Source organism: Bacillus sp. 204(2023) (genome assembly GCF_037027505.1).
Taxonomy (GTDB): Bacteria; Bacillota; Bacilli; order Bacillales; family Bacillaceae; genus Bacillus; species Bacillus subtilis.
Genome location: NZ_JAXCHE010000002.1, coordinates 298,686 through 324,258 on the forward strand (window position 1 = coordinate 298,686; position 25,573 = coordinate 324,258).

A 25,573-nucleotide genomic window follows, 5' to 3' on the forward strand; every position below is an offset into this window, starting at 1 on the left:
CATGAATCAAATTGATATAACCGCTTCAGAAGAACAAAAAAGTGAGCGGATTGATAAATTTTTGGCATCAACTGAGAATGAGTGGTCAAGAACCCAGGTTCAGCAATGGGTAAAAGACGGACAGGTTGTCGTGAACGGGAGCGCGGTGAAAGCGAATTATAAAATTCAGCCGGGTGATCAGGTGACCGTCACTGTACCCGAACCGGAAGCGCTCGACGTCCTGGCAGAACCTATGGACCTTGATATTTATTATGAAGATCAGGATGTGCTGGTTGTCAATAAGCCTCGCGGAATGGTTGTACACCCAGCACCCGGTCATCTTACGGGCACACTTGTAAACGGCCTTATGGCTCATTGCACAGACCTTTCCGGAATCAATGGTGTGATGCGTCCGGGAATTGTTCACAGAATCGATAAGGACACGTCCGGCTTATTAATGGTGGCGAAAAATGATATGGCACACGAGTCACTTGTAAACCAACTGGTCAACAAAACGGTCACGCGAAAGTATACGGCTGTTGTTCACGGGCTTATTTCTCATGATGACGGCACAATTGACGCTCCGATCGGGCGGGATAAAAAAGACCGTCAAAGCATGACTGTGACACGTGATGGCAAAAACGCTGTCACTCATTTTCATGTGCTTGAGCGTTTTCAGGACTTTACGTTAGTGGAATGCCAGCTTGAAACAGGGAGAACCCATCAAATTCGTGTTCATATGAAATATATCGGATTCCCATTAGCGGGCGACCCGAAATATGGTCCGAGAAAAACAATCGACTTTAACGGCCAGGCGCTTCACGCGGGCGTTTTAGGTTTTGACCACCCGCGAACAGGAGAATATGTCGAATTTGAAGCGCCGCTTCCTGAGGATATGGCAGAATTAATCGAAAACCTCAGAAAAAACGGTTGACAGATGGTTTCTTTTCTGAAATAATAAACGAAGCTGAATAGATTCTTTAAAACAGTCCAGAGAGGCTGAGAAGGATAACGGATAGACGGGATGCGTGTATATGCGCGCACCTTGTCCTAAAACCCCTCTATGCTCTGGCAGGAGGGGTTTTTTCTTCTATATGAACTGTGAGGTGTCACACATTGAATCAAAAAGCTGTCATTCTCGACGAACAGGCAATCAGACGGGCGCTGACCAGGATTGCTCACGAAATGATCGAACGCAATAAAGGAATGAATAACTGTATTCTTGTCGGCATTAAGACAAGAGGGATTTACCTGGCAAAACGCCTTGCAGAACGCATTGAACAGATTGAAGGAAATCCTGTTACAGTCGGTGAAATTGATATTACTCTTTACAGAGACGATCTTTCTAAAAAAACGAGCAACGATGAACCGCTTGTAAAAGGTGCAGATATTCCGGTAGATATTACAGATCAAAAAGTCATTCTCGTTGATGATGTTCTGTATACCGGAAGAACAGTCAGAGCAGGAATGGATGCGCTTGTTGATGTAGGCAGACCTTCATCCATTCAGCTTGCAGTGCTTGTGGACAGAGGACACCGGGAGCTGCCGATCCGAGCGGATTATATCGGGAAAAACATCCCGACATCAAAGTCTGAAAAGGTTATGGTTCAGCTTGATGAGGTAGACCAAAACGATCTCGTCGCCATTTATGAAAACGAATAATAGATCACCTTTTTAAGGGCAATCCAGTGAGGTTGCAAAGAGGTGCACAACAAAGGCCCAAAAAGGATTCGGCAGGTCTTTGTATGCCTCTTTGCGTAAAAAAGCAAAGAGGTTTTTTTATACTGTCATTGAGTCATCCTAAAATGAAAGTCAACAATCAGGGGGAAATCATCATGAGTAAGAAAAAAGTAAATTTAGGGGTCAGGGATGTCCCGACACCTTTCTCTTGGGTTTCATTCAGCCTTCAGCATTTGTTTGCCATGTTTGGCTCAACCATTTTGGTTCCGAAGCTCGTCGGAATGAGTCCTGCTGTGGCGTTGGTGACAAGCGGCATCGGAACACTGGCGTACCTTCTTATTACGAAAGGGCAAATTCCGGCGTATCTCGGTTCGTCCTTCGCCTTTATTTCTCCGATCATTCTGGTAAAAGCGACCGGCGGGCCGGGAGCGGCAATGGTTGGAGCGTTTCTTGCAGGGCTGGTGTACGGGCTGATTGCCTTATTGATTAGGCAGCTTGGAACAGGATGGCTGATGAAGATTCTCCCGCCAGTAGTCGTAGGGCCTGTTATTATCGTCATCGGGCTGGGACTTGCAAGCACTGCAGTAAATATGGCGATGTATGCTGATCCGAACGCGAGTGAGTTGGTCTACAGCTTAAAGCACTTTAGTGTCGCAGGAGTTACGCTGGCAATCACGATTATTTGTGCGATTTTCTTACGAGGATTTTTAAGCCTGATTCCGGTTCTGATCGGAATCATCGGCGGATACCTGTTTGCCCTTACTCAAGGGATTGTCAACTTCCAGCCGGTGCTTGACGCGAAATGGTTTGCAGTGCCTGAATTTATCATTCCGTTCAAAGATTATTCACCATCAGTTACACTCGGCATCGCAGCCGCAATGGTTCCTGTCGCATTTGTCACAATGTCAGAGCATATCGGCCACCAAATGGTGCTGAGCAAGGTTGTCGGACAAGACTTCATTAAAAAGCCAGGTCTTCATCGCTCTATTATGGGTGACAGTGTGGCGACAATCCTCGCTTCCCTGATCGGCGGTCCGCCGACAACGACTTACGGAGAAAACATTGGCGTGCTGGCCATCACAAGAGTATTCAGCGTCTTTGTCATCGGGGGCGCGGCAGTGATTGCCCTTTGCTTCGGCTTTATCGGCAAAATTTCAGCGCTGATCAGTTCAGTGCCGTCAGCGGTTATGGGAGGCGTCTCCTTCCTGCTGTTCGGAATCATTGCTTCAAGCGGCCTGAGAATGCTGATTGACAACAAAATTGATTATGAAAACAACAGAAACCTCATTATTACATCAGTTATCCTTGTCATCGGTGTAGGAGGCGCTTTTATCCAAGTATCTCAGGGCGGATTCCAAGTGTCAGGAATGGCGCTTGCCGCAATTGTCGGTGTCATCTTAAACCTGATTCTTCCGCAGGCGAAGGAAGAGCAGGCAGACACATCTGAACAACATCATATCTAAAACCTTTTAATGAAAGTCCAGAGAGGCTTGGAAGGGTTATGAAGAGAAGGAAGCTTCAATGCTGCCCTCTATTTAACCATACCCCGAGTCTATCTTAGACCCGGGGTTTTTTTCAGCCTTAAGTTGAAAAGAGAGGGGAAAGAACATGAAGCATTTAACGACGATGAGTGAACTTAGCACTGAGGAAATCAAAGATTTGCTTCAAACAGCACAAGAGCTCAAAAGCGGAAAAACAGACAATCAGCTTACAGGAAAGTTTGCCGCAAACCTGTTTTTCGAACCGAGCACGAGAACGCGGTTCAGCTTTGAGGTCGCAGAAAAAAAGCTGGGCATGAATGTGCTAAACCTTGATGGAACAAGCACAAGCGTGCAAAAAGGCGAAACCTTATATGACACGATCCGGACGCTCGAATCAATAGGTGTGGACGTCTGCGTCATCAGGCACAGTGAGGATGAGTATTATGAAGAGCTTGTCAGCCAGGTGAACATTCCGATTCTGAATGCGGGAGACGGATGCGGCCAGCATCCAACACAATCACTGCTTGATTTAATGACGATTTATGAAGAGTTGAATACGTTCAAAGGGCTTACCGTCTCCATTCACGGCGACATCAAGCATAGCAGAGTGGCAAGGTCAAATGCGGAAGTGTTGACAAGATTGGGGGCCCGGGTCCTATTTTCCGGCCCTCCGGAATGGCAGGATGAAGAAAATACATTCGGCACGTATGTCTCAATGGATGAAGCAGTTGAGTCTTCCGATGTTGTCATGCTGCTGCGCATTCAAAATGAACGACATCAGTCAGCTGTCAGCCATGAAGGCTATTTAAACAAATACGGCTTGACCGTAGAACGGGCTGAGCGTATGAAGCGGCATGCGATCATCATGCATCCTGCTCCGGTAAACAGAGGAGTGGAGATTGATGACAGCTTAGTAGAAAGCGAAAAATCAAGAATCTTCAAGCAAATGCAAAATGGCGTATTTATCAGAATGGCAGTGATACAGCGTGCCTTACAAACCAATGTGAAAAGAGGAGAAGCAGCGTATGTCATATCTCATTAAAAACGGCTGGATACTAAACGAAAATGGTGAAAAAACACAAGCGGATATCCGAGTGACTGGAGAAACCATCACCGCAATCGGCAAGCTTGATGCAACGGATAATGAAACGGTAATTGATGCAAAAGGTTTGCTCGTTTCACCTGGGTTTGTTGATCTCCACGTGCATTTCAGAGAGCCGGGCGGAGAGAAAAAAGAAACTATTGAAACCGGGGCAAAAGCAGCGGCACGCGGCGGCTATACTACAGTAGCAGCAATGCCGAATACGCGGCCGGTTCCTGATACAAAGGAGCAGATGGAATGGGTGCAAAACAGAATTAAAGAAACATCATGCGTAAGAGTTCTTCCATATGCATCCATTACGATCAGACAAATCGGCGATGAAATGACAAACTTTGAAGCGTTAAAAGAAGCCGGGGCATTTGCTTTTACAGATGACGGCGTTGGTATACAGACAGCAGGAATGATGTATGAAGCGATGAAACGGGCAGCCGCAATTGACAAAGCGATTGTTGCACATTGCGAGGACAACTCCTTAATTTACGGAGGGAGCGTACATGAGGGGACATTCTCCAAAGCGAACGGGCTAAACGGCATTCCTTCTGTGTGTGAATCGGTTCATATTGCCCGCGATGTGCTGCTGGCTGAGGCGGCAAACTGCCATTATCATGTATGCCATATCAGCACGAAAGAATCTGTCAGAGTTGTACGCGATGCGAAAAAAGCGGGAATCAGAGTGACAGCAGAAGTGTCGCCGCATCATTTGCTGCTTTGTGATGAGGACATCCCGGGGCTGGACACAAACTATAAAATGAATCCTCCGCTCCGCAGCCCAGAAGACAGAGCTGCTTTAATTGAAGGTCTTTTAGACGGAACAATTGATTTTATCGCAACAGACCATGCACCGCATACGGAAGAAGAGAAGAACACAGAAATGAAACTGGCGCCATTCGGAATTGTCGGCTTAGAAACAGCATTCCCGCTTCTTTACACACACTTTGTCAAAAATGGCAGCTGGTCCCTGAAGCAGCTGATTGACTATATGACAATCAAGCCATGCGAAGCGTTTGGTCTCCCATTTGGAACATTACAAACGGGGCATGCTGCGGACATTACGTTAATCGATTTAGAAAAAGAAGCAGTTATAGACAAAGAGACATTTTTATCAAAAGGAAAAAATACACCATTCAACGGCATCAGCTGCACCGGCTGGCCGGTCGCTACAATTGCGGCAGGGAAGCTTGCTTATGAAGAGGGGAGACTTGTCAAATGAAGAGACGATTAGTACTGGAAAACGGAGCGGTATTCGAGGGAGAAGCCTTCGGAAGCTTAGAACACAACATGGGAGAAGTCGTTTTTAATACTGGGATGACAGGCTATCAGGAAATTTTATCTGATCCTTCTTACTGCGGACAGATCGTAACATTAACATACCCGCTTATCGGAAATTACGGCATTAACCGTGATGATTTTGAATCCATTACCCCTTTTGTGAAAGGGCTGATCATCAAAGAATTATGTGAGCTGCCTTCCAACTGGCGTTCAGCATACACCTTAGACGAGTATTTAAAAATGAAAAACATTCCCGGACTCCAGGGGATTGATACAAGGAAGCTGACAAGAATGATCCGCACGGCAGGCGCGCTAAAAGGAACATTCGCTTCATCTGATGAAGATATCGAAGCAGTGCTGAAAAGACTGAACGAAACGGAATTGCCAAGAAATCAAGTATCCCAAGTATCAGCAAAAACAGCATATCCGAGCCCGGGAAGAGGCAAACGCATCGTCTTGGTTGACTTCGGCATGAAACACGGGATTCTAAGAGAGCTGAACAAACGGAAATGTGACGTCATCGTTGTGCCTTACAACATTACAGCGGAAGAGGTGCTTCAGCTGAAACCGGACGGTATCATGCTTTCTAACGGACCTGGAGACCCAAAGGATGTGCCTGAAGCGATTGAAATGATTAAAGGTGTTCTTGGAAAAGTGCCATTATTCGGAATATGTCTTGGCCACCAATTATTCGCGCTGGCGTGCGGGGCGAATACCGAAAAAATGAAATTCGGCCACAGGGGCTCAAACCACCCGGTAAAAGAGCTGGCTACAGGAAAAGTTGCCTTAACATCTCAAAACCATGGATATACAGTTTCGTCTATCAGTAAAACAGAACTGGAAGTGACGCATATCGCAATTAACGACGATACGATTGAAGGGCTGAAGCATAAAACATTGCCGGCATTTACGGTTCAATATCATCCCGAAGCCTCACCTGGTCCTGAGGATGCCAACCACCTATTTGACAGATTCATCGAAATGATCGAAACAACAGAGAAAGAAGGGGAAGCGGTATGCCAAAACGCGTAGACATTAACAAAATTTTAGTAATCGGATCTGGACCGATCATCATTGGCCAAGCAGCAGAATTTGACTATGCGGGAACACAAGCCTGTCTTGCTTTGAAAGAAGAAGGCTATGAAGTCATCCTTGTCAACTCAAACCCTGCCACGATCATGACAGATACAGAAATGGCTGACCGGGTTTATATCGAACCGCTCACACCTGAATTCCTGACACGAATCATCAGAAAAGAGCGCCCAGATGCCATTCTTCCTACACTCGGAGGCCAAACCGGTTTGAATCTTGCGGTTGAGCTTTCTGAAAGAGGTGTTCTGGCAGAATGCGGCGTCGAAGTGCTTGGCACAAAACTGTCTGCGATTCAGCAAGCTGAAGACCGTGACTTGTTCAGAACATTAATGAATGAACTGAACGAACCGGTGCCTGAAAGTGAGATTATCCACTCCCTTGAAGAAGCGGAAAAATTCGTCAGTCAAATTGGATTCCCTGTCATTGTCCGCCCGGCATATACATTAGGCGGAACAGGCGGAGGCATCTGCTCGAATGAGACAGAGTTAAAAGAAATCGTTGAGAACGGCTTGAAATTAAGCCCGGTACACCAATGTCTGCTTGAAAAAAGCATCGCCGGCTATAAAGAAATCGAGTATGAAGTCATGAGAGACAGCCAGGATCACGCCATTGTCGTTTGTAACATGGAAAACATTGATCCAGTTGGAATCCATACTGGAGACAGTATTGTTGTCGCGCCGAGCCAAACGCTCAGCGATCGCGAGTATCAGCTCTTGCGGAATGTATCGTTAAAACTGATTCGCGCGCTTGGCATCGAAGGCGGATGTAACGTCCAGCTCGCCTTAGATCCAGACAGCTTCCAATATTACATTATTGAAGTAAATCCGCGTGTCAGCCGTTCATCTGCTCTTGCATCAAAAGCAACGGGATACCCGATTGCAAAGCTCGCTGCTAAAATTGCAGTCGGACTTTCATTAGATGAAATGATGAACCCGGTGACAGGAAAAACATATGCAGCATTTGAACCTGCTCTTGACTATGTCGTATCCAAAATTCCGCGCTGGCCGTTTGATAAATTTGAATCAGCAAACAGAAAGCTTGGCACGCAAATGAAAGCGACAGGTGAGGTCATGGCAATCGGCCGCACGCTTGAAGAGTCATTGCTGAAGGCAGTGAGATCACTGGAAGCGGATGTGTATCATCTTGAATTGAAGGACGCCGCTGACATTTCAGATGAGCTTCTTGAAAAGCGAATTAAAAAGGCCGGTGATGAACGCTTATTCTACTTAGCTGAAGCGTACAGAAGAGGCTACACGGTAGAAGACCTCCATGAATTTTCCGCTATCGATGTCTTCTTCTTGCATAAGCTGTTCGGAATCGTACAGTTTGAAAAAGAATTGAAGGCGAATGCGGGCAATACAGATGTGCTGAGACGGGCAAAAGAACTCGGCTTCTCTGATCAGTACATTAGCCGCGAGTGGAAAATGAAAGAATCCGAGCTTTACAGCTTGAGAAAACAAGCGGGGATTGCGCCGGTATTCAAAATGGTAGATACATGTGCGGCGGAATTCGAGTCAGAAACGCCATACTTCTATAGCACATACGAAGAAGAAAATGAATCTGTCGTTACAGATAAGAAAAGTGTGATGGTGCTTGGTTCGGGTCCGATTCGAATCGGTCAGGGTGTCGAGTTCGACTATGCGACGGTTCACTCTGTATGGGCAATTAAACAAGCAGGCTATGAAGCCATTATTGTCAATAACAACCCGGAAACCGTTTCAACAGACTTCAGCATCTCAGACAAGCTGTATTTTGAACCGCTTACGATTGAAGATGTTATGCACATCATTGACCTCGAACAGCCAATGGGCGTTGTCGTACAATTTGGCGGACAAACTGCGATTAACCTTGCTGACGAGCTTTCTGCACGCGGAGTGAAAATCCTTGGAACTTCATTAGAAGATTTAGACCGTGCAGAAGACCGGGATAAATTTGAACAAGCGCTTGGAGAACTTGGTGTTCCTCAGCCGCTTGGCAAAACAGCGACATCAGTTGATCAGGCGGTAAGCATCGCAAGTGATATCGGTTACCCGGTATTGGTACGCCCTTCCTATGTACTTGGCGGCCGGGCGATGGAGATTGTGTATCATGAAGAAGAGCTGCTTCATTACATGAAAAACGCAGTTAAAATCAATCCGCAGCACCCTGTATTAATTGATAGATACTTGACTGGAAAAGAAATTGAAGTCGATGCAGTATCCGACGGTGAAACAGTCGTCATTCCGGGAATTATGGAGCACATTGAACGTGCGGGCGTTCACTCCGGAGACTCAATCGCTGTTTATCCGCCTCAGTCTCTCACAGAGGACATTAAGAAAAAAATTGAACAATACACGATCGCATTGGCTAAAGGGCTGAATATTGTCGGTTTGCTCAATATTCAATTCGTCTTGTCGCAAGGCGAGGTGTACGTGCTCGAAGTGAATCCGAGATCAAGCAGAACCGTACCGTTCTTAAGCAAAATTACGGGTATCCCAATGGCAAATCTCGCAACAAAAATCATTCTTGGTCAAAAGCTGGCTGCGTTTGGCTATACAGAGGGCCTTCAGCCTGAACAGCAAGGTGTATTTGTAAAAGCGCCGGTCTTCTCCTTCGCCAAGCTGAGAAGAGTGGATATTACGTTAGGGCCTGAAATGAAATCAACAGGTGAAGTCATGGGGAAAGATTCGACACTTGAAAAGGCGCTCTACAAAGCCTTGATTGCTTCAGGTATTCAAATCCCGAACTACGGTTCCGTGCTTTTAACAGTAGCTGATAAGGACAAAGAAGAAGGGCTTGCCATTGCTAAGCGGTTCCACGCGATCGGCTACAACATTTTAGCGACGGAAGGAACGGCAGGCTACTTGAAAGAAGCTTCCATTCCAGCGAAGGTCGTCGGAAAAATCGGTCAGGATGGCCCGAACCTGCTTGACGTCATCAGAAACGGAGAAGCGCAGTTTGTCATCAATACGCTGACAAAAGGAAAGCAGCCTGCAAGAGACGGTTTTAGAATCAGACGTGAATCAGTAGAAAATGGTGTTGCCTGCCTAACATCTTTAGATACGGCAGAGGCGATATTGCGAGTGCTGGAAAGCATGACATTCCGTGCTGATCAAATGCCGGCAGTCAACACAAATCAGGAGGCGGCAGTCACTATATGAAAAAAGCGTATTTGACAGTATGTTCTAACCAGCAAATTGCAGACCGGGTGTTTCAAATGGTTCTGAAAGGGGAGCTTGTCCAAGGGTTTACAACCCCGGGACAGTTCCTTCATCTTAAAGTGAGCGAAGCGGTTACGCCTCTTTTGAGAAGACCGATCAGCATCGCAGACGTCAACTTTGAAAAAAATGAAGTCACCATCATTTATCGGGTAGATGGGGAAGGGACAAGACTCTTGTCACTGAAGCAGCAGGGAGAACTTGTGGATGTCCTCGGGCCTTTGGGAAATGGCTTTCCTGTTAATGAAGTTCAACCCGGAAAGACGGCTTTGCTGGTAGGAGGCGGAGTAGGTGTGCCGCCTCTCCAAGAGCTGTCGAAACGCTTGAATGAAAAAGGGGTAAATGTCATCCACGTTTTAGGATTCCAATCGGCAAAGGATGTTTTTTACGAGGAAGAATGCCGGCAGTACGGAGACACGTATGTGGCAACAGCTGACGGAAGCTACGGGGAAACCGGATTTGTCACAGATGTGATTAAACGGAAAAATCTAGAGTTTGATATCCTCCTCAGCTGCGGGCCGACACCGATGCTCAAGGCGTTAAAACAGGAATATGCCCATAAAGAAGTATATCTGTCCATGGAGGAACGAATGGGCTGCGGAATCGGCGCATGCTTCGCGTGTGTGTGCCATACAAACGAAAGTGAGACATCCTATGTAAAAGTATGTCTCGACGGGCCTGTATTTAAAGCTCAGGAGGTGGCGCTGTAATGCTAGAGGTGAAATTGCCGGGACTTGATTTGAAAAACCCAATCATTCCTGCATCAGGCTGCTTCGGTTTTGGAAAAGAATTTTCACGTTTTTATGATTTGTCTTGTCTTGGAGCCATCATGATTAAGGCTACGACAAAGGAGCCGCGCTTTGGGAATCCGACGCCGCGGGTAGCTGAGACTGGTGCTGGAATGCTCAATGCGATCGGTCTCCAAAATCCGGGGCTGGATAGTGTGTTGCATAATGAGCTGCCGTGGCTTGAGCAGTTTGATACGCCGATCATTGCCAATGTCGCAGGTTCTCAAGTCGAGGATTATGTTGAAGTTGCAGAGCATATTAGCAAAGCGCCTAATGTTCATGCTCTTGAATTGAATATTTCCTGCCCGAATGTGAAAACAGGCGGAATCGCTTTTGGCACGAATCCTGAAATGGCTGCCGATTTGACAAAAGCGGTGAAAGAGGTTTCGGATGTACCCGTTTATGTGAAGCTTTCCCCGAACGTGGCTAATATCACAGAAATTGCCTTAGCGATCGAGGAAGCGGGAGCGGACGGTCTTACGATGATCAACACACTAATCGGCATGAGACTCGATTTAAAAACCGGCAAACCGATATTAGCGAATAAAACAGGGGGACTTTCAGGCCCTGCTGTGAAGCCGGTTGCCATTCGCATGGTGTATGAAGTCAGCCAGACGGTCAACATCCCGATTATCGGAATGGGAGGCGTGCAGACGGCTGAAGATGCCCTGGAATTTCTTCTCGCGGGAGCAAGCGCAGTCGCTGTCGGAACAGCAAACTTTGTGAATCCTTTTGCATGTCCAGAGATTATTGAACAGCTCCCATCTGTTTTGCGCCAATACGGCTATCAATCAATTGAAGAATGCATCGGAAGGAGCTGGAATCATGAAAAACAACCTGCCCATCATCGCGCTTGATTTTGCATCAGCTGAAGAAACACTCGCGTTCTTAGCTCCTTTTCAGCAAGAACCGTTATTTGTAAAGGTTGGAATGGAGCTTTTTTATCAAGAAGGGCCATCGATCGTGAAACAATTAAAAGAAAGAAACTGCGAGCTGTTTTTAGATCTAAAGCTTCATGACATCCCGACTACTGTAAACAAAGCGATGAAGCGCCTTGCCAGTCTTGGAGTAGACCTCGTCAATGTTCATGCTGCTGGGGGCAAAAAAATGATGCAGGCAGCTCTCGAAGGCTTAGAAGAAGGTACGCCGGCTGGTAAAAAACGTCCGTCACTGATCGCGGTAACCCAGCTGACAAGCACATCTGAACAAATCATGAAAGATGAACTGCTAATCGAAAAATCTCTGATTGATACGGTTGTGCACTACAGCAAACAGGCGGAAGAAAGCGGACTGGATGGAGTGGTCTGCTCTGTTCATGAAGCAAAAGCCATTTACCAAGCGGTGTCGCCTTCATTTCTGACTGTCACTCCGGGGATCAGAATGTCAGAGGACGCTGCGAATGACCAAGTCCGCGTAGCGACGCCTGCCATTGCAAGAGAGAAAGGTTCATCAGCGATTGTGGTAGGACGCTCGATTACAAAAGCGGAAGACCCGGTAAAAGCCTATAAGGCTGTCAGACTTGAATGGGAGGGAATCAAATCTTGAAACAAATCATCGCAAAACATCTATTAGACATCCAAGCTGTATTTTTACGCCCGAACGAGCCGTTCACATGGGCAAGCGGCATTTTATCTCCAATCTACTGTGACAACCGCCTTACGCTATCTTTCCCAGAGGTCAGAAATGATGTCGCCTCAGGCATCAGCAAGCTTGTCAAAGAGCATTTTCCTGAAGCTGAAATGATTGCGGGAACAGCAACTGCCGGTATTCCTCATGCTGCTCTTGCGGCTGACCGTTTGAATCTTCCGATGTGTTATGTGAGGAGCAAGCCGAAGGCGCACGGTAAAGGCAATCAGATTGAGGGAGCTGTGCAAGAAGGGCAAAAAACAGTCGTCATTGAAGACTTAATCTCCACAGGAGGCAGCGTGCTTGAAGCTTGTGCAGCTTTACAAGCGGCCGGCTGTGAAGTGCTTGGTGTCGTCTCAATCTTTACGTACGGACTTCCTAAAGCGGAGGAAGCCTTCGCAAAGGCAGAACTGCCATACTACTCATTAACTGATTATGATACGCTCACAGAGGTCGCGCTTGAAAACGGAAATATTCATTCAGATGATCTAAAAAAGCTGCAAACATGGAAACGAAATCCCGAGTCAAAAGATTGGTTTAAAAAATAAAAAATAAATTCAAATGATGTAAAGAGGCTTCAAAGCCTTGCTGTACTTGAAAACAGGCTGTGAGGCCTGTTTTTTTATTAATCCTATAAAAAAAGTCGGGTTGACTTATGTTAGAATTGTGCTAAAATTTACTACAAATCTAAAAACTTATCAAGAGCGGCTGAGGGACTGGACCTATGAAGCCCGGCAACCTGCAAAGTTTGTAAGGTGCTACTTCCAGCAAAATGAATTCCATTTTGAAAGATAAGGGCTACATGCTGTTCCTGTCTTTCTTTCCGCCGGATTGAAAGTTTTTTATTTTAAGAGGAAAAAAGGCTGTCTGTGATATCAGCAGCCGCGAATCACATTACAATTGGGAAAAGACAACCGGCAGAAAGCTACTGTTTGTTTGTCTCCGAAAGGAGGAAAGAAGAAATGTTAACGTACGATAATTGGGAAGAACCAACGATTACATTTCCGGAAGACGATCCTTATAAAGGAGCGCTGTCAGTTTTAAAATGGGCATACGGCCATTATGGCAATCAACTTGTTTATGCCTGCAGTTTCGGAATTGAGGGAATCGTTCTGATTGACTTAATTTATAAAGTGAAAAAAGACGCAGAGATTGTGTTTCTTGATACAGGACTTCATTTTAAAGAAACCTATGAAACAATTGAACGAGTGAAAGAGCGTTATCCGGGTCTTAATATCATCCTGAAAAAACCAGACCTCACCCTTGAGGAACAAGCCGAAGAACATGGTGACAAACTGTGGGAAAGAGAGCCGAATCAGTGCTGCTATCTTAGAAAGGTCGTTCCTTTAAGAGAGGCGCTTTCAGGACATCCAGCCTGGCTTTCCGGCCTGCGCCGTGATCAAGGGCCAAGCCGTGCCAATACGAATTTCTTAAACAAAGATGAAAAATTCAAGTCAGTAAAAGTTTGCCCGCTTATCCATTGGACTTGGAAAGACATTTGGAGATACACATCCCGGAATGAACTCGACTACAATCCGCTTCATGACCAAGGATATCCAAGTATTGGCTGTGCGCCTTGCACTGCTCCCGCTTTTACAGCAGAGGATTTGCGCTCAGGCAGATGGAATGGTATGGCGAAAACAGAATGCGGACTGCATGAATAAGGAGCTGCAAAATGGAATTAGCCGCTATTTTATTTAGCTTGTTTTTCGCGATGAATATTGGTGCAAGCGGCGCTGCAGCTTCGATGGGGGTTGCTTACGGCTCCGGAGCCATCAAAAAGAAAACCTACGCTTTGATCCTATGTGCAGTCGGTGTCTTTGCCGGGGCGGTCATTGGCGGAGGCGAGGTTGTAAAAACAATCAGCTCCGGCATTATTCCTGAGCAGACGATTACACTGACGATTGTTTGCATCATTATTGGAGCTGCTGCCCTGTCGCTCTTTACTGCTAATCTGCTCGGCATTCCTTTGTCGACAAGTGAAGTAACAGTCGGCGCGGTTGTTGGCGTGGGAGTGGCTTATAAAGTATTGTTTGTGAACAATCTTCTGATCATTGTGTCATTTTGGGTTCTTGTCCCGCTGTTCGCTTTTGGCTTCACCTATTTCGTATCTAAGCTGTTTCGTTATTTTAAGATTGAAGTAAAATCTTCTAAAAAACAAAAAATCCTCGGCATTGTTTTGTTAGTTGCCGGATTTTTCGAAGCATTCTCTGCCGGCATGAATAACGTGGCGAATGCTGTTGGCCCGTTAGTAGCTGCCGATGTGCTTGATGTCGGAAAAGGAACCTTGTATGGAGGAGCTTTTGTTGCTCTTGGCGCACTGTTATTAGGCCGGCGTGTGCTAGAAACAAACGGGAAGAAAATTACGAGATTCTCCAAAGGGGAAGGCATTCTCTTATCCGGTACAGGAGCCGGACTGGTGATCATCAGTTCTGTATTTGGGATGCCGGTGCCCTTGGCGCAAGTCACGTCATCGTCTATTATCGGAATAGGCATGGCAAAAAACGGTCCGAACGTGTTCCATAAACAAGTTGTTCAAACGATGCTGAAGGTATGGATCGTATCGCCGTTTTTATCTTTATCGATTTCTTATCTGCTTGTATCCTTGTTTTTAAAAGCAGATTATTATTCGATCTTTATCATGGTAAGTGTGCTTTTAGCGGCGGGCGGTGCCGTCAGCCTGACAAAGGCCATTCGTAAAGAGAGACGCTCAGTCCACGAACAAGGCGGGGGAATCTGATCATTAATCTGAGTAATTTTATAAGTTAACTAGGAGGAGATGGATATTATGAGCTTAGCACCACACGGAGGAACATTAATAAACAGAGTAGATGAATCATATGATGTGAGCGGCATTCAAAAAGAAATTGAACTTGATTTAATTTCTTTCGCGGATTTGGAATTGATCGGTATCGGTGCATACAGCCCGATTGAAGGTTTCTTTAATGAAAAAGATTACGTATCTGTGGTCGAAAACATGCGTCTTTCTTCCGGCGTTGTCTGGTCTCTTCCAATCACGCTTCCGGTCGATGCGCAAAAAGCAGCGGAACTGTCACTTGGTGAAACGGTAAAGTTAACGTATGAAGGAGAAACATACGGCGTTATCCAAATCGAAGACCTGTACGTGCCTGACAAACAAAAAGAAGCTGTCAATGTGTACAAAACAGATGAACAGGAGCATCCTGGTGTTAAAAAGCTGTTCAGCCGCGGCAATACATATGTCGGCGGGCCGATTACGTTGATTAAAAAAGCTTCAAAACAGTTCCCTGAATTTACATTTGAACCGTTAGAAACGAGACGCCAGTTTGCGGAAAAAGGCTGGGAAACCATTGTCGGTTTCCAAACAAGAAACCCTGTTCACAGAGCGCATGAATACATTCAAAAAACGGCTCTCGAAACAGTAGACGGCTTGTTCTTGAATCCGTTAGTAGGTGAAACAAAATCTGATGACATTCCAGCTGATGTACGGATGGAAAGCTACCAAGTGCTTCTTGATCATTATTACCCGAAAGATCGCGTTTTCCTTGGTGTCTTTTTAGCGGCGATGCGTTATGCAGGCCCGAGAGAAGCAATTTTCCACGCGCTTGTCAGAAAGAACTACGGCTGCACACATTTCATCGTCGGCCGTGATCATGCAGGTGTAGGTGACTATTACGGAACATACGAAGCACAGGAGCTGTTTGACACATTTAAACCTGAAGAACTCGGGATTACGCCGCTGAAATTTGAGCACAGCTTCTTCTGTAAAAAATGCGGAAATATGGGAACAGCGAAAACATGCCCTCATGGCAGAGAGCATCACGTCATTTTATCAGGCACTAAGGTAAGAGGTATGCTGAGAGACGGTGTGCTGCCGCCTGCTGAATTCAGTCGAAAAGAAGTCGTAGAAGTGTTAATCAAAGGGATGAAGAAAAAAGAAGAAGTAGGCGTATCTTAAGGAGGACTGGCAGTGACAAATCGCGATATTGTATGGCATGAAGCCTCTATCACAAAAGAAGAGTACCAGCAAAAAAACAAGCATAAAAGCTCCATTCTCTGGCTGACAGGGTTAAGCGGCTCAGGCAAATCAACCATTGCCAACGCCGCTGCGAGAGAATTGTTTGAGCAAGGCTACCAAGTGATTGTGCTGGACGGGGATAATATCCGTCACGGCTTAAATAAGGATCTTGGTTTTTCTGATGAAGACCGAAAAGAAAACATCCGCCGAATCGGAGAGGTGGCAAAGCTTTTTGTTCAGCAGGGAACCATTGTGATTACTGCTTTTATCTCTCCTTTCCGCGAGGACAGACAACAGGTTCGCGAGCTTGTGGAAGCGGGCGAATTTAATGAAGTCTACATTAAATGCGACCTTGATATTTGTGAACAAAGAGATCCGAAAGGGCTTTACAAAAAAGCAAGAAACGGCGAGATTCCGTTTTTTACAGGAATTGATTCTCCTTATGAAGAACCGGAAGCTCCAGAGCTCGTTCTTGATTCAGGACAACATGACCGTGAAGCGTGTAAAAATCAGCTGATCGAGTTTGTTAAACAAAAATTGAGCTGAATATGATCTGCTGCGTTCTTCTCAGGTGCCGGAATGCGAGCGAGAACATCATCACAGCGAATGCTCTGGAAGAACTCGAATAGATCGGGGGAAATACGATGGGGAAAGTATATATTGTAGGAGCGGGTCCCGGTGACCCTGATCTGCTGACAATTAAAGCGCTGAAAGCCATTGAAAAAGCTGATGTCATCTTATATGACAGATTAGTAAATAAAGAGATTTTACAATATGCCAAAGAGCAAGCAGACCTGATCTACTGCGGGAAGCTTCCGGATTTTCATACGATGAAGCAGGAAACCATCAATCGATTTCTTGTGAAGTATGCGCAAAAAGGGAAAATGGTTGTCAGACTGAAAGGCGGAGACCCTTTTGTGTTCGGCAGAGGAGGGGAAGAAGCGGAATGCCTCTCTGAAAATGGAATTCCGTTTGAAATCATCCCCGGCATTACGTCTGGAATCGCGGCAGCCGCTTATGCCGGGATTCCTGTTACTCATCGGGAGGCGGGCTCTAACGTCGCTTTTGTAACGGGTCATTATAAAAAAGAAGAAGATTTTGAGGAAAAGTGGAAAGCGCTGGCTACAGGAATTGATACACTTGTCATCTATATGGGTATCAAAAACGTGCAGCAGATTGAAAGAAAACTCCTTGAAAACGGCCGGGACGGTTCTACGCCGGCAGCCTTTATTCATTGGGGAACAACGGACAAGCAAAAATCTGTTTTTTGTACAGTTGACACCCTTTCAGAAACGGTGATAAAAGAAAACATTACAAATCCAAGTTTAATTGTCATTGGAAATGTTGTAAATTATCACTATAAGCTGGAATGGTTTGAATCTGAACTGAAAAAACAAGATTTAAGCGAGGCGTTGTAAAAATGAAACAAGCAATTTTATATGTCGGCCACGGCAGCCGGGTCAAAAAAGCGCAGCAAGAAGCCGCAGCCTTTTTGGAAGGATGCAAGGCCCACATCTCTGTGCCAGTACAAGAAATCAGCTTTTTAGAGCTTCAGGAGCCGGCAATTGAGACAGGATTTGAAGCATGTGTGAAGCAAGGCGCCACTCATATCGCAGTGGTGCCTCTGCTTCTTTTAACAGCTGCGCATGCAAAACATGATATTCCGGAAGAAATTGCCCGTGTTGCATCCCGATATCCGTCAGTCCGCATTTCATACGGAAAGCCGATCGGGATTGACAAAGAAGTAGTCAAGGCTGTATATCACCGAATGAAAGACATAGGTGTTCCGTATGAAAATGCCAGAGTGGTGCTCATCGGAAGGGGAAGTTCAGATCCAGATGTCAAAAGAGACGTAACCGGAATTTCTAATCTTCTTCAGGAAATGGTTCCAGTGAAGGAAGTCATTCCGTGCTTTTTGACAGCATGCGGCCCCAATTACAAAGAGGTTTTTTCAGAACTTGAAAAAGATGACGGCATAACAACCTTTATCGTTCCATTTTTGCTCTTTACGGGTATGCTGATGAATGAAATCGAACGAGAGGTTCAGAAATTAAAAGCCCATAATCCGAACGTCTACCTCTCTTCCTATATCGGTTTTCATCCTCATGTGAAAAACGCATTTTTGAACCGTGTGAGAGAAACTGCGGCAAATTCTGAAGGACAATTTGATTTTGATGGAGGTTCATATGCTTCCGCTGCACATTAGCCTGGAAAAGAAGAAGGTTGTGATTGCGGGGGGCGGAAGCATCGCTCTCAGAAGGCTGAAAACGGTGATTTCTGAGGGAGCTGATATAACGCTTGTCAGTCCGGATGTGGAACCGGAAATCAAGCAAATGGCAGAAGAGCGGCGTATCAAATGGGAAAAACGGACAATTGAAAAAGAAGATTATCTCAATGCTTTCTTAATTATTGCTGCGACGGATAATGCGGCAGTGAACAAAGAAATTGCCCAATCTGCAACGCCTTTTCAGCTTGTCAATTGTGTCAGTGACGCTGAGCTTGGCAATGTATATATGCCGAAAATCGTAAAAAGAGGGCATGTCACTGTGTCTGTTTCTACAAGCGGAGCCAGTCCAAAGCACACAAAAGAGCTTGCTGAAAACGTGGATAAGCTGATTGACGGCGATTTTGTTGCTGAAGTGAACAGGCTTTATCAGGTGAGGAGAAAGAAATAAGCCAGAGCATTTGTATGCTCTGGCTTTTCTTTATGCGGCTCAGCTTTTTTTGAGCTTGATGACAGTATCAGCATCAGGCGTGACAAAGACGGTATGCTGGCTGTCATAGGTGACGAAACCGGGTTTCGCGCCGTTTGGTTTTTTGACATGCCTGATTTTTGTATAATCTACAGGCACTGAACTTGAATCTTTAGCTTTTGAAAAATAAGCTGCAATTGTCGCGGCTTCCATGATTGTTTGCTCATCCGGTTCGCTGCTTCTGATCACAACGTGGGAGCCGGGAATGTCCTTCGTGTGAAGCCAGATATCGTCTCTGGCCGCCGCTCTGGTCGTTAAATATTCATTTTGACGATTGTTCTTACCCACTAAAATTGTCAGGCCTGAGGTGGATTCATATGTTTCTAACACCGGATTGTGCGGTTTTTGCTTTTTCTGGCCTTTTTGCTGCTTAGGGCGCAAATATTTGCCCTCAACAAGCTCTTCCCTGATTTCGCTGATATCCCGGGGAGAAGCGGATGAAAGCTGCTGAATCAGCTGATCAAAATATTCGATCTCTTCCTGTGCCAGCCTGATTTGCTCCTCGACAACTGCGACCGAATTTTTCGCTTTCTGATACTTCGTGAAATAGGCCTGTGCGTTTTCAGAAGGCGTTTTGTTCGGGTTTAAAGGAATCGTGATTGTCGGGCTTTCTTCATCATAATAATTGATGACCTCAGCCTGTTTATCACCTTTTTTCAGCATATATAAATTAGCGGTTAAAAGCTCTCCGTAAAGCTGAAATTCCTTCGCGTTTTCCGAATACTCCAGGGTTTTCTCTAATTTTTTGATTTTGTTGGCATTCTTCTTCCGTTCGTTCACAACAAAACGCTCAAGATCCTGAGCCTGCTGTTTGACTCGGTCTCGTTCAGCTTTTCCGAAATAAAAACGGTCGAGCAGTTCGCTTAATGAATCAAAACGGCGCGCTTCGCCCTTTAGATGAGTCAGCTCCAGCAGATAAAAATATTCCTTTCCGTTTACAGTCGTAATGTTGGGAATGAAACGGTGCTCTTTCACTTCGGCAAACAGTGCCAGCAACGCTTTTGGCAGTGTGACTTTGTTGGCAAGGCCTGCTCTGTGAACCGCTTCTTTGGCGAAAAGCGGAGACACGCCTGAAAAGTGGTCGACAATTTGTTTATCAAGCCTTCCTTCTTGAAAACTGAGGTGACGCAAAATATCATCTTCTGACGCCTCAAGAGGCGATATTTTGTCCTGAGCAGGCGGAAGCTTATAATCTTGGCCGGGCAGTACTGTACGGTAGCTGTTCATTGACGGTGATAAATGCTTAAGTCCGTCGATAATCACGTTTTCTGCTGCGTCAGTCAAAATGATATTGCTGTGGCGGCCCATAATTTCTACATAAAGCTTTCGTACGGTTTCATCGCCAATTTCGTTTCGGCTTTTGATATGAAAAATCATAATGCGGTCTAAGCCCGCTTGTTCAATTTTCTCAATGAATCCGCCTTCGATATGCTTTCTCAGCAACATGCAAAACATTGGCGGTTCGCTTGGATTTTCATAAGCTTGTGTCGTGATATGCACCCGCGAATAGCTCGGATGTGCCGATAATAATAGTTTTTGGTTTTTTCCCTTGGCACGGATGTGGAAAATCACATCGTGCTTATATGGCTGATGGACTTTTGTAATTCGTCCGCCCATTATTTTCTCGTTAAGTTCGTGTGTCATTCCGTATGTAAACATGCCATCAAACGACATATGCAATACACCCTCTCATTCTTCCTGCATTCGATAATTATAGCATGAAATGGGACGAGTCAGAATAAGCATGCTTATAGAGTGATATCTCTATAAGAGAGCAGGGGAGTGGACGAGCGGAATGAAGTTTCATGAAATGGGACAAACAGATTTACTAGAGGCAACCAATACGTCCATGAAACAAGGATTAACAGAAAAAGAGGTAAAAAAACGCCTTGACAAGCATGGACCAAACGAGCTGCAAGAAGGGAAAAAAACTTCAGCGCTTCTCTTGTTTTTCGCGCAGTTCAAAGATTTTATGGTGCTTGTGCTTCTGGCGGCAACGTTAATCTCAGGATTTCTTGGTGAATATGTAGATGCGGTTGCGATTATTGCGATTGTGTTTGTGAATGGCATACTCGGTTTCTTTCAAGAAAGGCGTGCTGAGCAATCTCTTCAGGCTTTAAAAGAGCTTTCAACACCGCATGTCATGGCACTCAGGGAAGGGAGCTGGACAAAGATTCCTTCTAAGGAACTGGTGCCGGGGGATATTGTGAAATTTACGAGCGGGGACAGAATTGGCGCAGACGTTCGAATTGTTGAAGCGAGAAGCCTTGAAATAGAAGAATCAGCGCTGACCGGGGAATCAATCCCGGTTGTGAAGCATGCTGATAAATTGAAAAAACCGGATGTTTCGCTCGGCGATATTACCAATATGGCATTTATGGGTACGATTGTGACCCGCGGCAGCGGTGTCGGGGTTGTCGTCGGGACAGGAATGAATACGGCTATGGGGAAAATTGCCGACATGCTTGAATCGGCAGGGACATTGTCAACCCCGCTGCAAAGAAGACTGGAGCAGCTCGGGAAGATTTTGATTGTTGTTGCATTGCTTCTGACCGTACTTGTCGTTGCTGTCGGTGTTATTCAGGGGCATGATCTGTACAGTATGTTTTTAGCAGGTGTCTCGTTAGCGGTAGCCGCTATTCCGGAGGGGCTGCCGGCGATTGTGACAGTGGCGCTTTCGCTTGGTGTACAGCGGATGATTAAACAAAAATCCATTGTTAGAAAGCTTCCTGCTGTTGAAACGCTTGGGTGTGCATCTATCATTTGTTCAGATAAAACAGGGACAATGACCCAAAACAAAATGACGGTGACACATGTCTGGTCCGGAGGGAAAACATGGAGAGTGGCAGGGGCCGGCTATGAACCGAAAGGAAGCTTCACACTAAACGAAAAAGAGATCAGTGTCAATGAATATAAGCCGCTTCAGCAGATGCTTCTGTTCGGAGCGCTTTGTAACAACTCCAATATTGAGAAAAGAGACGGCGAATATGTGCTTGACGGAGATCCGACAGAGGGAGCGCTGCTCACCGCGGCAAGAAAAGGCGGTTTTTCAAAGGAGTTTGTTGAATCAAACTACCGGGTGGTCGAAGAATTTCCGTTTGATTCTGCACGGAAAATGATGACTGTCATCGTAGAGGATCAAGACAGAAAGCGCTATATCATTACAAAAGGTGCACCGGATGTACTGATGCAGCGATCTTCCCGTATTTATTATGACGGCTCAGCGGCTCTTTTTTCAAATGAAAGAAAAGCAGAAACAGAGGCGGTATTAAGACATTTGGCATCACAGGCGCTCAGAACGATAGCGGTCGCCTACAGGCCGATAAAAGCAGGCGAAACACCGTCAATGGAACAGGCGGAAAAAGATCTGACCATGCTTGGCCTTTCAGGTATCATTGATCCCCCGCGGCCGGAAGTCAGGCAGGCGATAAAAGAATGCCGTGAAGCAGGAATTAAGACCGTTATGATAACAGGTGATCATGTAGAAACCGCTAAAGCGATAGCGAAAGACTTGCGCCTCCTTCCGAAAAGCGGCAAAATCATGGACGGCAAGATGCTGAATGAACTTTCTCAAGAAGAGCTTTCTCATGTGGTGGAGGATGTGTATGTATTTGCCCGCGTTTCCCCTGAACATAAACTAAAAATCGTAAAAGCCTATCAGGAGAACGGGCATATTGTGGCGATGACGGGAGACGGCGTCAATGATGCTCCTGCCATTAAACAAGCTGATATCGGCGTCTCTATGGGCATTACCGGGACAGATGTGGCCAAAGAAGCATCATCTCTTGTTCTCGTGGATGATAATTTTGCGACGATTAAATCAGCGATAAAAGAAGGCAGGAACATCTACGAAAATATCAGGAAGTTTATCAGATACCTGTTGGCGTCTAACGTCGGAGAAATCCTTGTCATGCTGTTTGCGATGCTGCTCGCCCTTCCTTTACCGCTCGTTCCGATTCAGATTTTGTGGGTCAACTTGGTGACGGACGGGTTGCCGGCAATGGCGCTCGGCATGGATCAGCCGGAAGGAGACGTCATGAAGCGTAAGCCCCGTCATCCGAAAGAAGGGGTATTTGCCCGCAAGCTAGGATGGAAGGTCGTTTCCAGAGGATTTTTAATCGGAGTTGCCACTATTTTAGCGTTTATCATTGTATACCACCGCAATCCGGAAAACTTAGCTTATGCCCAGACGATCGCGTTTGCCACATTGGTGCTCGCTCAGCTTATTCACGTGTTTGACTGCCGCAGCGAAACTTCTGTTTTCTCTAGAAATCCGTTTCAAAACCTGTATTTAATCGGGGCGGTATTGTCATCCATTTTGCTGATGCTTGTAGTAATCTACTATCCGCCGCTTCAGCCGATTTTCCATACTGTAGCCATCACGCCGGGGGACTGGATGCTCGTCATCGGTATGTCCGCCATCCCTACTTTTTTGCTGGCGGGGTCACTTTTAACAAGAAAAAAATAAATTCATATGATATAATCTTAGGGGTAATAGCGTGTCTATTGCCCTTTTATTATGAGAACAGGGAAGAATTGGGTGTTTTAAAATGATACGAAGTATGACAGGCTTCGGCAGTGCAAGCAAAACACAAGACGATCTCTCTGTAAGCGTTGAACTTAAATCTGTGAACTACAGATTTAAAGAAGTGAACGCTCGTTTGCCAAGGCCTTTGCTATATTTTGAAGATAAGCTGAAACAGACCATTCTGCAGCATATTCAGCGCGGAAGAATTGAGCTTTTCGTATCCGTTGACAGCGATATGCTTGTTGAGAAAAGGCTTGAAATTGATTGGCCGCTGCTCGATGAGTTTGTCGCAGCCGCGAGAGATATGAAGAAGCGGTATCAATTGTCTGCAGAGCCCGATGTAATGGATTTCTTTAAGCTTGATCATGTCGTCCAGGTTCATGAAGAACAGACGCAAAATGACAAGCTGGAGGCGTTGATCATCGATGCTGCAGAAGAAGCGGTAAAAGGTCTCTGTGAAATGCGTGAAAAAGAGGGGCTGCTCTTAGCGAAAGACTGCCTGATGCATATTGATCAGCTTGAAGAGCTGGTGAGAGAAACTGAATTGCTGGCTGCAGATGTCGTATCTCGTTACCGGGAACGGCTGTACGCCAGAATCAAAGAATGGACTGAAGACGTATTAGACGAGAGCCGGCTTGTAACAGAATGCGCTATTTTTGCAGACCGCTCTGATATCACTGAAGAGATTACAAGGCTGAAGAGCCACTTCGCCCAGTTTCGTGATATATTAGCTAGTGGCGGAGCTGTCGGGCGCAAACTCGACTTTCTTGTTCAAGAGCTCAATCGGGAAGCAAATACGATCGGCTCAAAAGCAAATGATCATCAGATCACAAAGCTTGTCGTTGAAATGAAAAGTTCTATTGAAAAAATAAAAGAACAAGTGCAAAATATAGAATAGTGACTGTGCGTATTGTTTACAGACGGTCTTACTAGGCTAAACTAGAGACGTCTATTTTACAGGGGGAACGTAGAAGATGACGATTAAACTGATTAATATCGGATTTGGCAATATCATCTCCGCCAATCGGATGATTTCGATTGTCAGCCCGGAGTCTGCGCCAATCAAACGGATGATTCAGGATGCAAGAGACCGCGGAATGCTAATTGACGCTACATACGGACGAAGAACCCGTGCAGTTGTCGTCATGGATAGTGATCACATTATCTTATCTGCCGTCCAGCCTGAGACAGTTGCACACAGACTTTCTGTTAAAGAAGAAATTATGGATGAAGGGCAGGGGTAATTGCCGCATGAAAGAAAGAGGGTTATTAATCGTTCTCTCAGGTCCCTCAGGAGTTGGTAAAGGAACGGTTCGACAAGCGATCTTTTCGCAGGAAGACACAAAATTTGAATATTCGATTTCAGTAACCACAAGAAGTCCAAGAGAGGGCGAAGTGAACGGAGTCGATTATTTTTTCAAAACAAGAGACGAATTCGAACAAATGATTGCGGACAACAAGCTGCTTGAATGGGCAGAGTATGTCGGCAATTATTACGGGACGCCAGTCGATTATGTTGAACAGACGCTTCAAGATGGAAAAGACGTCTTTTTAGAAATTGAAGTTCAAGGGGCTCTTCAAGTGAGAAATGCTTTCCCGGAAGGCCTGTTTATTTTCCTTGCGCCTCCAAGCCTTTCTGAACTGAAAAACAGAATCGTGACACGAGGCACAGAAACAGACGCTCTGATTGAAAATCGAATGAAAGCCGCAAAAGCTGAGATCGAAATGATGGATGCTTATGACTATGTCGTTGAAAACGATAATGTCGAAACGGCTTGCGATAAAATCAAAGCAATCGTTCTTGCTGAACATTTGAAGCGTGAACGCGTTGCACCAAGATATAAGAAAATGCTGGAGGTTGAATAATCAATGTTAGATCCGTCAATTGATTCTTTAATGAATAAATTAGATTCAAAATATACGCTGGTGACTGTTTCTGCGAGACGCGCACGTGAAATGCAAATCAAAAAAGACCAAATGATTGAACATACGATTTCACACAAATATGTAGGCAAAGCTTTAGAAGAAATTGATGCAGGCCTGCTTTCGTTTGAAAAGGAAGACCGCGAATAGTAGCACAA

The 25,573-nt window shown here is 45.6% G+C and carries 24 protein-coding genes and 1 riboswitch; of the genes, 23 read left to right on the plus strand and 1 reads right to left on the minus strand.

Annotation, left to right across the window (positions count from 1 at the left end):
- The first annotated feature begins 1 nt into the window (after position 1).
- The 18 genes from WA279_RS05990 (at position 2) to sirC (ending at position 18,886) form a co-directional block, all read left to right on the plus strand.
- The gene (locus WA279_RS05990) at positions 2 to 913 is read left to right on the plus strand and encodes an RluA family pseudouridine synthase (RefSeq protein ID WP_322393300.1); all 912 of its coding nucleotides are present in this window, start codon (positions 2 to 4) and stop codon (positions 911 to 913) included.
- 182 nt (positions 914 to 1,095) lie between these two features.
- Positions 1,096 to 1,641 (plus strand): bifunctional pyrimidine operon transcriptional regulator/uracil phosphoribosyltransferase, encoded by a 546-nt coding sequence (gene pyrR, locus WA279_RS05995; RefSeq protein WP_003232127.1) that lies wholly within the window; start codon positions 1,096 to 1,098, stop codon positions 1,639 to 1,641.
- Positions 1,642 to 1,814: 173 nt separating this feature from the next.
- On the plus strand, positions 1,815 to 3,122 hold the full coding sequence (gene pyrP, locus WA279_RS06000) for a uracil permease PyrP (RefSeq protein ID WP_003221479.1): 1,308 nt from the start codon (positions 1,815 to 1,817) through the stop codon (positions 3,120 to 3,122).
- Between the two features lie 145 nt (positions 3,123 to 3,267).
- Positions 3,268 to 4,182 carry an aspartate carbamoyltransferase catalytic subunit gene (locus WA279_RS06005; RefSeq protein ID WP_336154654.1) on the plus strand — a complete coding sequence of 305 codons (915 nt, stop codon included), beginning with the start codon at positions 3,268 to 3,270 and terminating at the stop codon, positions 4,180 to 4,182.
- Positions 4,166 to 5,452: a dihydroorotase gene (locus WA279_RS06010; RefSeq protein ID WP_336154655.1), complete on the plus strand. Its 1,287-nt coding sequence runs from the start codon at positions 4,166 to 4,168 to the stop codon at positions 5,450 to 5,452. The genes WA279_RS06005 and WA279_RS06010 overlap by 17 nt, the downstream gene beginning before the upstream one ends.
- Positions 5,449 to 6,543, plus strand: coding sequence for a carbamoyl phosphate synthase small subunit (locus WA279_RS06015; protein ID WP_003232115.1), 1,095 nt, complete (start codon positions 5,449 to 5,451; stop codon positions 6,541 to 6,543). Before WA279_RS06010 ends, WA279_RS06015 begins: the two co-directional genes overlap by 4 nt.
- Positions 6,528 to 9,743, plus strand: coding sequence for a carbamoyl-phosphate synthase (glutamine-hydrolyzing) large subunit (gene carB, locus WA279_RS06020; protein WP_032725667.1), 3,216 nt, complete (start codon positions 6,528 to 6,530; stop codon positions 9,741 to 9,743). Before WA279_RS06015 ends, carB begins: the two co-directional genes overlap by 16 nt.
- Positions 9,740 to 10,510, plus strand: a complete 771-nt coding sequence (pyrK, locus tag WA279_RS06025) for a dihydroorotate oxidase B electron transfer subunit (protein ID WP_080529300.1) — start codon at positions 9,740 to 9,742, stop codon at positions 10,508 to 10,510. Before carB ends, pyrK begins: the two co-directional genes overlap by 4 nt.
- Positions 10,510 to 11,445 (plus strand): dihydroorotate dehydrogenase, encoded by a 936-nt coding sequence (locus WA279_RS06030; RefSeq protein ID WP_336154657.1) that lies wholly within the window; start codon positions 10,510 to 10,512, stop codon positions 11,443 to 11,445. The genes pyrK and WA279_RS06030 overlap by 1 nt, the downstream gene beginning before the upstream one ends.
- Positions 11,414 to 12,133: an orotidine-5'-phosphate decarboxylase gene (gene pyrF / locus WA279_RS06035; RefSeq protein ID WP_003232107.1), complete on the plus strand. Its 720-nt coding sequence runs from the start codon at positions 11,414 to 11,416 to the stop codon at positions 12,131 to 12,133. Before WA279_RS06030 ends, pyrF begins: the two co-directional genes overlap by 32 nt.
- Positions 12,130 to 12,762, plus strand: coding sequence for an orotate phosphoribosyltransferase (gene pyrE / locus WA279_RS06040; protein WP_015715860.1), 633 nt, complete (start codon positions 12,130 to 12,132; stop codon positions 12,760 to 12,762). The genes pyrF and pyrE overlap by 4 nt, the downstream gene beginning before the upstream one ends.
- Positions 12,763 to 12,906: 144 nt before the next feature.
- Positions 12,907 to 13,012: riboswitch (SAM riboswitch) on the plus strand.
- Between the two features lie 164 nt (positions 13,013 to 13,176).
- A complete protein-coding gene (locus WA279_RS06045; protein ID WP_003221498.1) occupies positions 13,177 to 13,878 on the plus strand; it encodes a phosphoadenylyl-sulfate reductase in 702 nt (233 codons plus the stop codon).
- Positions 13,879 to 13,889: 11 nt separating this feature from the next.
- Positions 13,890 to 14,954, plus strand: coding sequence for a sulfate permease (gene cysP / locus WA279_RS06050; protein ID WP_309529608.1), 1,065 nt, complete (start codon positions 13,890 to 13,892; stop codon positions 14,952 to 14,954).
- Between the two features lie 48 nt (positions 14,955 to 15,002).
- Positions 15,003 to 16,151: a sulfate adenylyltransferase gene (gene sat, locus WA279_RS06055; RefSeq protein WP_130572335.1), complete on the plus strand. Its 1,149-nt coding sequence runs from the start codon at positions 15,003 to 15,005 to the stop codon at positions 16,149 to 16,151.
- A 12-nt stretch (positions 16,152 to 16,163) separates the two neighbouring features.
- A complete protein-coding gene (gene cysC / locus WA279_RS06060; protein ID WP_015252120.1) occupies positions 16,164 to 16,757 on the plus strand; it encodes an adenylyl-sulfate kinase in 594 nt (197 codons plus the stop codon).
- A gap of 98 nt (positions 16,758 to 16,855) precedes the next feature.
- Entirely contained in the window at positions 16,856 to 17,629 is a 774-nt protein-coding gene (gene cobA, locus WA279_RS06065; protein WP_029946173.1) for a uroporphyrinogen-III C-methyltransferase, read from the plus strand.
- Positions 17,630 to 17,631: 2 nt separating this feature from the next.
- Positions 17,632 to 18,417: a sirohydrochlorin chelatase gene (gene sirB, locus WA279_RS06070; protein WP_336154662.1), complete on the plus strand. Its 786-nt coding sequence runs from the start codon at positions 17,632 to 17,634 to the stop codon at positions 18,415 to 18,417.
- On the plus strand, positions 18,398 to 18,886 hold the full coding sequence (gene sirC, locus WA279_RS06075) for a precorrin-2 dehydrogenase (protein WP_336154664.1): 489 nt from the start codon (positions 18,398 to 18,400) through the stop codon (positions 18,884 to 18,886). Before sirB ends, sirC begins: the two co-directional genes overlap by 20 nt.
- A 39-nt stretch (positions 18,887 to 18,925) precedes the next feature.
- Here the strand turns inward: sirC and rqcH are convergent, their stop codons facing one another.
- Complete coding sequence (gene rqcH / locus WA279_RS06080; protein WP_015383626.1) at positions 18,926 to 20,638, minus strand: tRNA modification protein RqcH; 1,713 nt, start codon at positions 20,636 to 20,638, stop codon at positions 18,926 to 18,928.
- Positions 20,639 to 20,759: 121 nt separating this feature from the next.
- On the opposite strand from rqcH, the gene WA279_RS06085 reads away from it, so the two are divergent.
- From WA279_RS06085 to rpoZ, 5 genes are all read left to right on the plus strand, one after another.
- The gene (locus WA279_RS06085) at positions 20,760 to 23,432 is read left to right on the plus strand and encodes a calcium-translocating P-type ATPase, SERCA-type (protein ID WP_336154667.1); all 2,673 of its coding nucleotides are present in this window, start codon (positions 20,760 to 20,762) and stop codon (positions 23,430 to 23,432) included.
- A gap of 82 nt (positions 23,433 to 23,514) precedes the next feature.
- Entirely contained in the window at positions 23,515 to 24,390 is an 876-nt protein-coding gene (locus WA279_RS06090; protein WP_009967215.1) for a YicC/YloC family endoribonuclease, read from the plus strand.
- 76 nt (positions 24,391 to 24,466) lie between these two features.
- The gene (remA, locus tag WA279_RS06095) at positions 24,467 to 24,736 is read left to right on the plus strand and encodes an extracellular matrix/biofilm regulator RemA (RefSeq protein ID WP_003154355.1); all 270 of its coding nucleotides are present in this window, start codon (positions 24,467 to 24,469) and stop codon (positions 24,734 to 24,736) included.
- A gap of 7 nt (positions 24,737 to 24,743) precedes the next feature.
- Positions 24,744 to 25,358, plus strand: a complete 615-nt coding sequence (gene gmk / locus WA279_RS06100; RefSeq protein ID WP_003232083.1) for a guanylate kinase — start codon at positions 24,744 to 24,746, stop codon at positions 25,356 to 25,358.
- A gap of 3 nt (positions 25,359 to 25,361) precedes the next feature.
- The gene (gene rpoZ / locus WA279_RS06105) at positions 25,362 to 25,565 is read left to right on the plus strand and encodes a DNA-directed RNA polymerase subunit omega (protein ID WP_003221520.1); all 204 of its coding nucleotides are present in this window, start codon (positions 25,362 to 25,364) and stop codon (positions 25,563 to 25,565) included.
- Positions 25,566 to 25,573 lie beyond the last annotated feature (8 nt).

What these genes read in the sequence shown, in the direction of transcription:
- sat (WP_130572335.1), top strand. Translation starts at nt 15,003, where the DNA reads ATGAGCTTAGCACCACACGGAGGAACATTAATAAACAGAGTAGATGAA.
- pyrK (WP_080529300.1), top strand. Translation starts at nt 9,740, where the DNA reads ATGAAAAAAGCGTATTTGACAGTATGTTCTAACCAGCAAATTGCAGAC.
- sirB (WP_336154662.1), top strand. Translation starts at nt 17,632, where the DNA reads ATGAAACAAGCAATTTTATATGTCGGCCACGGCAGCCGGGTCAAAAAA.
- carB (WP_032725667.1), top strand. Translation starts at nt 6,528, where the DNA reads ATGCCAAAACGCGTAGACATTAACAAAATTTTAGTAATCGGATCTGGA.
- pyrF (WP_003232107.1), top strand. Translation starts at nt 11,414, where the DNA reads ATGAAAAACAACCTGCCCATCATCGCGCTTGATTTTGCATCAGCTGAA.
- rpoZ (WP_003221520.1), top strand. Translation starts at nt 25,362, where the DNA reads ATGTTAGATCCGTCAATTGATTCTTTAATGAATAAATTAGATTCAAAA.
- WA279_RS05990 (WP_322393300.1), top strand. Translation starts at nt 2, where the DNA reads ATGAATCAAATTGATATAACCGCTTCAGAAGAACAAAAAAGTGAGCGG.
- cysP (WP_309529608.1), top strand. Translation starts at nt 13,890, where the DNA reads ATGGAATTAGCCGCTATTTTATTTAGCTTGTTTTTCGCGATGAATATT.
- cobA (WP_029946173.1), top strand. Translation starts at nt 16,856, where the DNA reads ATGGGGAAAGTATATATTGTAGGAGCGGGTCCCGGTGACCCTGATCTG.
- WA279_RS06030 (WP_336154657.1), top strand. Translation starts at nt 10,510, where the DNA reads ATGCTAGAGGTGAAATTGCCGGGACTTGATTTGAAAAACCCAATCATT.
- sirC (WP_336154664.1), top strand. Translation starts at nt 18,398, where the DNA reads ATGCTTCCGCTGCACATTAGCCTGGAAAAGAAGAAGGTTGTGATTGCG.
- remA (WP_003154355.1), top strand. Translation starts at nt 24,467, where the DNA reads ATGACGATTAAACTGATTAATATCGGATTTGGCAATATCATCTCCGCC.
- WA279_RS06015 (WP_003232115.1), top strand. Translation starts at nt 5,449, where the DNA reads ATGAAGAGACGATTAGTACTGGAAAACGGAGCGGTATTCGAGGGAGAA.
- rqcH (WP_015383626.1), bottom strand. Translation starts at nt 20,638, where the DNA reads ATGTCGTTTGATGGCATGTTTACATACGGAATGACACACGAACTTAAC.
- pyrP (WP_003221479.1), top strand. Translation starts at nt 1,815, where the DNA reads ATGAGTAAGAAAAAAGTAAATTTAGGGGTCAGGGATGTCCCGACACCT.
- WA279_RS06045 (WP_003221498.1), top strand. Translation starts at nt 13,177, where the DNA reads ATGTTAACGTACGATAATTGGGAAGAACCAACGATTACATTTCCGGAA.
- WA279_RS06005 (WP_336154654.1), top strand. Translation starts at nt 3,268, where the DNA reads ATGAAGCATTTAACGACGATGAGTGAACTTAGCACTGAGGAAATCAAA.
- WA279_RS06090 (WP_009967215.1), top strand. Translation starts at nt 23,515, where the DNA reads ATGATACGAAGTATGACAGGCTTCGGCAGTGCAAGCAAAACACAAGAC.
- gmk (WP_003232083.1), top strand. Translation starts at nt 24,744, where the DNA reads ATGAAAGAAAGAGGGTTATTAATCGTTCTCTCAGGTCCCTCAGGAGTT.
- WA279_RS06010 (WP_336154655.1), top strand. Translation starts at nt 4,166, where the DNA reads ATGTCATATCTCATTAAAAACGGCTGGATACTAAACGAAAATGGTGAA.
- WA279_RS06085 (WP_336154667.1), top strand. Translation starts at nt 20,760, where the DNA reads ATGAAGTTTCATGAAATGGGACAAACAGATTTACTAGAGGCAACCAAT.